This window comes from Synechococcus sp. MU1655 (assembly GCF_023630655.1).
Lineage (GTDB): Bacteria > Cyanobacteriota > Cyanobacteriia > PCC-6307 > Cyanobiaceae > Synechococcus_C.
On the sequence record NZ_JAKUHK010000063.1, the window covers coordinates 1 to 8,278 of the forward strand.

General features: G+C 52.2%; 6 protein-coding genes. 3 read left to right on the forward strand and 3 right to left on the reverse strand.

Going from position 1 to position 8,278, the window contains the following annotated elements; translation table 11 throughout:
• On the forward strand, positions 1–735 hold a 735-nt coding region (locus NCN04_RS04660), incomplete at its 5' end, for an N-acetylmuramoyl-L-alanine amidase (protein WP_250395322.1).
• A gap of 58 nt (positions 736–793) precedes the next feature.
• Here the strand turns inward: NCN04_RS04660 and NCN04_RS04665 are convergent.
• Positions 794–1,480: a helicase DnaB gene (locus NCN04_RS04665; protein ID WP_502988751.1), complete on the reverse strand. Its 687-nt coding sequence runs from the start codon at positions 1,478–1,480 to the stop codon at positions 794–796.
• A gap of 195 nt (positions 1,481–1,675) precedes the next feature.
• Here NCN04_RS04665 and NCN04_RS04670 point away from each other — a divergent pair, with 195 nt between their 5' ends.
• A complete protein-coding gene (locus NCN04_RS04670) occupies positions 1,676–3,274 on the forward strand; it encodes a glucose-6-phosphate isomerase (protein WP_048346481.1) in 1,599 nt (532 codons plus the stop codon).
• A gap of 4 nt (positions 3,275–3,278) precedes the next feature.
• Here the strand turns inward: NCN04_RS04670 and leuS are convergent, their stop codons facing one another.
• Positions 3,279–5,882 (reverse strand): leucine--tRNA ligase, encoded by a 2,604-nt coding sequence (gene leuS, locus NCN04_RS04675; RefSeq protein WP_250395323.1) that lies wholly within the window; start codon positions 5,880–5,882, stop codon positions 3,279–3,281.
• Positions 5,883–5,924: 42 nt separating this feature from the next.
• Positions 5,925–6,155, reverse strand: coding sequence for an Hfq-related RNA-binding protein (locus tag NCN04_RS04680; RefSeq protein ID WP_048346480.1), 231 nt, complete (start codon positions 6,153–6,155; stop codon positions 5,925–5,927).
• A 549-nt stretch (positions 6,156–6,704) separates the two neighbouring features.
• On the opposite strand from NCN04_RS04680, the gene NCN04_RS04685 reads away from it, so the two are divergent.
• The gene (locus NCN04_RS04685; protein ID WP_250395324.1) at positions 6,705–7,946 is read left to right on the forward strand and encodes a tyrosine-type recombinase/integrase; all 1,242 of its coding nucleotides are present in this window, start codon (positions 6,705–6,707) and stop codon (positions 7,944–7,946) included.
• Positions 7,947–8,278: the final 332 nt, after the last annotated feature.

Genomic DNA, 8,278 nt, shown 5'->3' on the forward strand with positions numbered 1-8,278 from the left:
GTGGGCAGCGAGACGAAGCGAGAACGTCAACAAGTTGAGCCATCCGGACAACCGCAACCCCCAAGGGCGATCTCCTGGTCTTCACCTCTTGCCAAGCAATGTTCAGGCTTTGACGAGAAGGTCAAAAATCGGCTAGCTGCTCAACAACGCACACTCAAGCAACGGAGAGTATCCGTAGCGACAGATCCTTCCAATTTTGGAGAACGCTTCAGGATTAATCCCTGGGGAGCAACTCTCAATCCTGATCCGCGCGTCGTTGTACTCCATGAAACGGTGTACTCGCTTCAATCAGCTGTGAATACCTTTATGACTCCCCATCCCAGAGATGCAGATCAAGTGAGTTATCACACAGTGATTGGTCTCGATGGGAAGATCGTTGACCTTGTGGATCCACTCAAGCGCGCCTATGGAGCGGGCTATTCGGCTTTTCTTGGTGAGTGGGCCGTCACCAATCCAAAAATAAGGGGCTCAGTCAATAATTTTGCCCTTCACCTAAGCCTGGAAACACCTCAAGATGGCGGTAATAGCAGATCAACCCATAGCGGATACTCACGTGAACAATATGATTCATTAGCGCTTGTACTAAAAGACTGGATCGATCGTTTTGGATTTACTCCAGCGGCGATTACGACCCACAGGCACGTTGATCTTGGTGGAGAGCGGGGTGACCCAAGAAGTTTTGATTGGGATCAACTTCAAACACGTTTAGCCGCATTACAAGTTCTTTGTCCCTGACGACTCAGGACAGAATTCTTCGTTCATCAAGAGCCTAGTTACTTAATGAGGTCAATCCTTAAATCAATAGTTGATTGGTGGAGCGAGACTCTGAAAAGATCAAGCCATGCAACTCAGTATCTTGCATGTAGCGCAACACTCGCCTGGGATAATCAAGTTTTCCGTTGTGAAGGTAAGCCAGTGTTGCGATCGCCTTAGCATCAACATATGAACGACTCGCTATTAGGACTTGATCGGGAGCCAGTCCCAATTCTTTCTTGAGCCGAGCTATTTTTGCCGCAAGTAATTCAACATTGGCTTCAGAATTCATCAACAGATTTCTGGCTTCAGCGATTTCAGTTTTTGATGGATTCAACGGAAGACGACCTTGATGAATTAACTCACTAATTCCAAGCTGAGCAGGCCCGTGCGTTGACACAAAACCTGAGTGCACAACAAATGGCAGATCTTCTCCGGGCTTCGAATGCTGGATTTCATCAAACAAGATCGCTGTCACTAACATCGGGTTGACCCGATAGCGTCTCGATTCTCTTTTGATGACTGGCTTTAGTGCTTGAAGTCGATTGACTGTTTGGGTTCGCAAGGGCTGGAATTGATCCATCCCTCGGGTGAACAACTGAGCGAGTCGAGTCTGTGGCCCATGCACACCAAACCGACGCTGCAGCATTAAGAGCTCTTCTGGGCTGAAGACACTCGGATCTCCCTGGATCGGCTGCGTCTGGATCTCAGCATCAATCAATGGCAGTTGAGCGGTGCTGCGAAGGTGAGCTACGGACAAACAGATCAAGCCCAGAACTCCCGCTGTGGCAACAACCTGACGTCCAAAAAGACTCACAAAAGACACTCCACGTTTCCGTGGAGAGAATAACCTCGATATTCCAATTCGTGGGCATCTCGGACAATCACGGATAGGTTCGGGGATGAAGGTTCTCCGCAAGAGATGAGCTTCCCGGATTTCAGCGCCATCGATAGCCAGACCCAGTGGCAACGCTTTTGCGATTTGCTTTGGTATCACGACGATCTAGGCCTTTGGCTCGATGTCAGTCGGATGCATCTCAACAGTTCTGATCTCGAGACTCTCACCCCCCGCCTGGACCAAGCTTTCAAGGCGATGGAGGACTTAGAAGGAGGTGCGATCGCCAACGCAGATGAGCAACGTCAAGTTGGGCACTATTGGTTACGTCAACCGCAATTAGCGCCTGATCAAGGAGTTGGGGCAAGCATCTCAGCTGAAATCGACGCCATCGATGAATTTGGAAAGTCGATTCTTGATGGATCCATCCAGGCTCCCAACGGAAAGCCCTTTACGGATGTTCTTTGGATCGGGATCGGAGGGAGTGCCCTCGGACCTCTCCTCATGGTTCGCGCTCTTCAGGACCATCAAGTAGGGCTTCCGTTCCACTTTTTCGACAACGTTGACCCCAATGGCATGAGCCGGGTTCTTGCAGACCTCGGAGAACGTCTTTGTACAACGTTGGTGATCACGGTCAGCAAGTCGGGGGGGACACCTGAACCCCACCTCGGCATGGAACAAGCAAGACATCGTCTTGAAGCTCTCGGAGGCAGTTGGACGGGGCAAGCAGTGGTTGTCACCATGGCAGGCAGCAAGCTCGATCAACAAGCCGAACAAGAGAACTGGCTCCAGCGTTTCGATATGTTCGACTGGATTGGTGGTCGCACCAGTATCACGAGTGCTGTGGGTTTACTGCCTGGCGCATTGATCGGTTGCGATATCCGTGGGTTCTTGGCGGGGGCTGCCCAAATGGATGAAGCCACTCGCTGTCCTGATGTGCGTCGCAATCCATCAGCCTTGATGGCAGCAGCCTGGTATGCCGCGGGTGAAGGCAAAGGCAAACGCGACATGGTCGTGCTCCCTTACCGCGATCGTCTCGAGGTCTTCAGTCGTTATCTCCAACAGCTGGTGATGGAATCACTCGGCAAACGCCTTGATCGTGATGGCAAGGAAGTGCATCAGGGCATTGCGGTGTATGGGAATAAGGGATCAACCGACCAACACGCGTACGTCCAGCAACTTCGTGACGGCATCGACAATTTTTTCGTGACCTTCATCGAGGTTCTGCGCGATGTGGAAGATATCCCTTCGATCGAAGGGGAGCGCCCTGGTGACTTCCTTGATGGGTTCCTGCAAGGCACGCGATCAGCGCTCACGGAAGGCGGACGTCAAAGCTTGAGTATCAGCATGCGTCGCTTTGACGCGCGCCGTCTCGGAGCGCTGATCGCCTTGTTTGAACGCGCCGTTGGTTTATACGGAGAATTGGTGAATGTGAATGCCTATCACCAACCAGGCGTTGAAGCGGGCAAAAAAGCCGCTGCTGCCATCTTGAATTTGCAGAAGCAAGTGGAAGAGGTCCTGTCCGACGGAGTGTCCAGGTCTGCCGTGGAAATCCAAAAGGCCATTGGATCAGGCACGGATGAAGCTATTTTCTGGATCCTGCGTCATCTCACGGGGAACAATCGTGGATACGTGGCACAGGGAAGTTGGGATAGTCCAGCCTCACTGCGCTTCAGCAAAGGCTGACCCGTTAAGAGCTCGGCACCAGGTTGACGAGCTTTCCTGGAACCACAATGACTCGTCTCGGCGGCTTGCCTTCCAACCAGCGTTGGGCCACATCACTCGCAAGAGCCAAGCGCTCTAGTTCGTCCTTGCTGCAGTCAACGGCCACGGACATCGATCCCCTTACCTTTCCTTTGACCTGAATCACCACTTCAATGGACTCCAAGACAAGGGCCTCTGGATCATGGTCAGGCCACGGCTGACAGTGAACACTGTTTTCACCGCCGAGTCGTTGCCAAAACTCCTCGGCCAAATGCGGTGCAAATGGCGCCAGTAAGCGCACAAGAGCTGACATCGCTTCCTTCCGCACTCCAGGTGAGGCTTGCGCCAAGCCAGAGGAAAGGGAATTGCTGAGCTTCATCAGCTCCGAAATCGCCGTGTTGAACTGAAAGTCATCACTGAGGTCCTCGCTAACAGCTTTGATTGCCTGGTGCACGGCACGACGGATATCGCTGTCTGATTCGCCCGTTGCGGCGGAGGTTTCGCCATGGTTCACCTCCGCATCCACCAAACGCCAAAGACGCTGCAAGAAACGAAATTGCCCCTCTACATCAGCGTCATCCCATTCCAAATCCTTTTCTGGAGGAGCTTTGAAAAGAATGAACATCCGAGCCGTATCGGCGCCATAACGATCAATCACAGCCGCAGGATCCACACCGTTGTGCTTCGACTTGGACATTTTTTCGAACAACACTTCTAAGGGTCTACCGTCATCCGGATCGAGGGGATTGGATTCGTCCTGGACGGCTGCCGGGGAGATATAACGCCCAGTTCTTGGATTGCGGTAGGTGATGCCCTGCACCATGCCTTGCGTTAACAAGCGTTCAAAGGGTTCTTTGGTTTCCAGTAAATCCCGATCTTTTAATGCCTTAGTAAAAAAGCGCGCATACAACAAGTGGAGAATTGCATGCTCAATCCCCCCCACATACTGCTTAACAGGCAACCATCGATTAACGGAGGTTGCATCAAATGGAAGATCTCGATTATGAGGATCCGCAAATCGAAGGAAATACCACGATGAACACATAAAAGTGTCCATCGTGTCGGTCTCACGACGAGCTGGTTTGCCACATTTGGGGCAGGTCACATTGACCCAATCCTCTGCACGATTGAGAGGTGATCCTCCAGCCCCGTTCAGATCAATTCCAGTTGGCAATTCCACAGGAAGCTGGTCGCGGGGGACCGGAACAGCACCGCAATCATCGCAATGAATGATTGGAATGGGACACCCCCAATATCTTTGCCTTGAGATCAACCAATCGCGAAGTCTGTATTGACGTTTAGCCCGAGCCCAACCGTTTTCGGCCCCATGATTTGTAATCGCAGTTTTAGCCTCTTCATTGCTTAAACCGCTGAAGCCATCACTATGAATCAGTGTTCCTGGTCCTGTCCAGGCTTCACCATCATTGAGATGTTCATTGGTGCCAGAGACTTCAATCACCCTTTGAACAGGCAATTCGTGTTGTCGAGCGAATGAAAAATCTCGAATGTCATGGGCCGGTACACCCATGACAGCGCCCGTTCCGTAATCAGCCAGCACGTAATCAGCAATCCAGATGGGAATCGATTGACCGTTGGCCGGATTGATAGCGAAAGCGCCGGTCGGAACGCCGCGTTTTGGTTGATCATCAGACGTACGCTCCTCTTGACTGAGTTCAGCCATGAGATCCCTGAACGCAGTCACCGAGATGCGTTCTTCGTTTGTGGTGAGTTGGTCAACGAGGGCGTGATCAGGCGCTAAAACCAGATAGCTCACTCCAAACAACGTGTCTGGACGCGTGGTGAAAACGGTGATGGAAGTCCCTTGATGGGCTTCCACTTGGAAATCGATCTCCGCACCAATGGAGCGGCCAATCCAATTCGCTTGCATTGTGCGGACACGTTCAGGCCAACCCTGGAGTTGATCGAGATCATCAAGCAGGGCATCGGCGTAATCCGTGATGCGTAAAAACCATTGGCGCAAATCTCGCTTTTCCACCAACGCTCCCGAACGCCAGGAGCGACCATCAGCATCCACTTGCTCGTTCGCGAGCACCGTTTGATCAACGGGATCCCAATTGACAGTGGCTTCCTTTTGATAGGCAAGGCCGCCGGAATGCAGTTCCAGGAACAACCATTGCGTCCAGCGGTAGTAGTCGCTGTGGCAGGTTGCCACCTCGCGATCCCAATCAATCGATAACCCCAGACGATCCAATTGGCCGCGCATCTGAGCAATGTTGCTGTCTGTCCAAACACCGGGGTCGATCTTCCGTTCGATCGCGGCATTTTCGGCGGGTAAGCCAAAGGCATCCCACCCCATGGGATGCAGCACTGCATCACCCCGCATGCGTTGCACCCGAGCAATCACATCCGTAATCACGTAATTGCGGACATGCCCCATATGAAGTGTTCCCGAGGGGTACGGAAACATCGACAAGGCATAAAAAGCTCGCTGCTCTGGCTTCGGGATCTGCGTTTCATAGAGGCGCTGATCCTTCCAAAGCGCTTGCCATCGCTCTTCGAGCGCTAGGGGTTGATACCGATCAGTGGCCGAAGAGGCTGCGTTAGAGGATGGGGACGAGGAAGCCGTCACGGCAAAGGACCATTTGGAGAGATCGTGACACAAATGCTGTTTTCAAAGGCCTCGGGGCAACGGCCTGACCAGCTGCATGGCGGTTCGACTGATCAAAACCGGTTCATCAGAGTCAGTGGGTTGCAGGGCCAAACAATGTTGGTCTTGCCAGATCAGGACTCCAATCAGCCGACGTCCATCATTTAATTCAAGGCTGAGAATTTTCCGTTCGCGAATCCATGTCTGCAGCAAACGAATGCTGGGCAAGCTCGGATCAAAGGAACTTGGCTCCATAGGATCACAAAGGGATCGGACATGTCATGCTGCAATTCAGCAAGGTCCGGAGCATAGGACACGAGAGTTTAGATCCCCGCTGATAACTTGCTATTGACTAACAACTGGGCATAGAATCTGGGCATAGATAACAGGGCAGCTAGAGCAGCGCCGGTTGATCGATCTCCAAAACAATGAGTCCCGGCTCAACCCGTTCAACAATGAAGCCTGTCCCCCCAAGAGAGCACGCCATCGCGGCCCTCATCAATCTCTGTGAGGACAGCGTCTTGATGGTTAACGCGCGAGCAGGTCATCACCCAGAACAACCAACACCATCAACGACATCAGCATCAACGCCACAACCATCGCCAGCTCCACATGTGGGGTTTATCAACAAGAGATACTCCAAATTTGCCACTACATGTGTACATCCATCACGTTCGGGGTTGAGTGTCCTGACCATCAAGCAACGCAAAACAGCCGTAGGCGTTAGGTCCAGTCGAGATCGAAAGGAAGATCTGTTCCACAGAGCGACAAAACAAGTAGGAATTGGGGGACTGGTTCATGCCTATGGCGACCTCCTCTAAACCTCGCTATCTCACCCGAAGAACAGGTCGGGATGGCTGGTATTTCATCCGGTCTGTCCCTCCAAAGCTCAGAGGCAGCATCGGGTGCGCAACGTGGCGCCGTAAGGCAGGCAAGACACTCAATGAGGCAAAGAAGAACGCTGTTGAGTTCCTCAAAGAGACCGACCAGCTCATCAGGGAGGCCAGGGGCCAGCAGGTCATGCCAGAGCAGAAGCTCCTGTCACTCCTGCCAATGAGGAACCAGTTCCCTAAAAACGTAGACAGCCACGATCTGGCGCAGACGACCAGCAGGGAGTTCATACGCCTTGATGACCCAGAGAACATCAACCCTCACGATGAGGAGCTCCACCGCCTAATCAAGAGAGTCCTTAAGGGGACCACCAAGACGCCCAAGACGGCTGATGACCTGCTAGAGCTTGCAACCCTGTCGAAGAGCCCTGCGCCGTCCACCAAGAAGGAGTGGGAGAGGAATCTAGGGAAGCTGATGGAGCACTCCCACAAACAATTCATTACGGAGCTAACCAGAGATGACGCTCTGAACTACAGGAAGCACCTGCTGACGACCACAGCAGCCAGCACCACCAAGACTCGCCTGAGGTATCTCTCTGGCTTGTACAACGTGGCCGTGGATGAGGGTTGGATCCAAAGCAACCCGATGGAAGGATTGAACAAGAAGGTGACGAGCAAGGCCAGGGTCAAGAAGGTGGTGAGACTGGACCAAGCCGATGAGAGATGGCAGAACCTGCCTAAACACCATCAACTGCTCTGGCATGTCCTCAGATGGACAGGGAGTCATGCCTCAGAGGCAGCAGGACTCCGTTGGGAAGACATGGATCTGAACCAGGGAACGATCAGCTTCAAGGGACATGAGACAAGGCCCCTGAAGAGCGCTTTCAGACAGAGAACGATTCCCATACATCCCAAGCTGATGGAGATCATGCGCTCGGGAAGTGAGTGCTCGGCTGGTAACTCTGGCTTGATATTCCCCTGGGCTTACAACCCAAATAGAGCACGCTGGGCGGAAGGAATGCACTGGAATGACATCATCGGAGTATCACCCAAAGCAACACGTGACTGGGCAGCATCGTGTCTTCGAACGAAGGACGTAAATGAGAGGACCATTGGCAAGTTGCTTGGCCATAGCCCAAACAAGAGCGAAGGTAGTGGTGCCTATAGCTCAGTTGGTTTGGAGACGATGCGGAAAGCATTGGAACAGTTGGAATAAAGATCCGAGAATGAAAGCTTTTACAAAAAGATTTCCAATAGTGAATTATCTGATTTAAATCAAAACAAGAATTTCCAGTCGTTGTGAAGAGATCGTCAAGACATGGAGAAAAGTCGTAAGTACAGCCTGAATGATCTCTATAAGGATCCGCGACCATGGAGTGATGCCCTGTCGCGCCAAACCACGACAGTGACAGTTCAAACCATGTTCCAATTGCTTCAGTGAGGGCTTGGAGTGAGGCGGACGATTAGTAAAATTGGTCAGATTGCTATCAATCCCTCACCAGAGGGCCCTAGAGCGCACGCACAAAAATAATCAGTTTCTTAGCGACA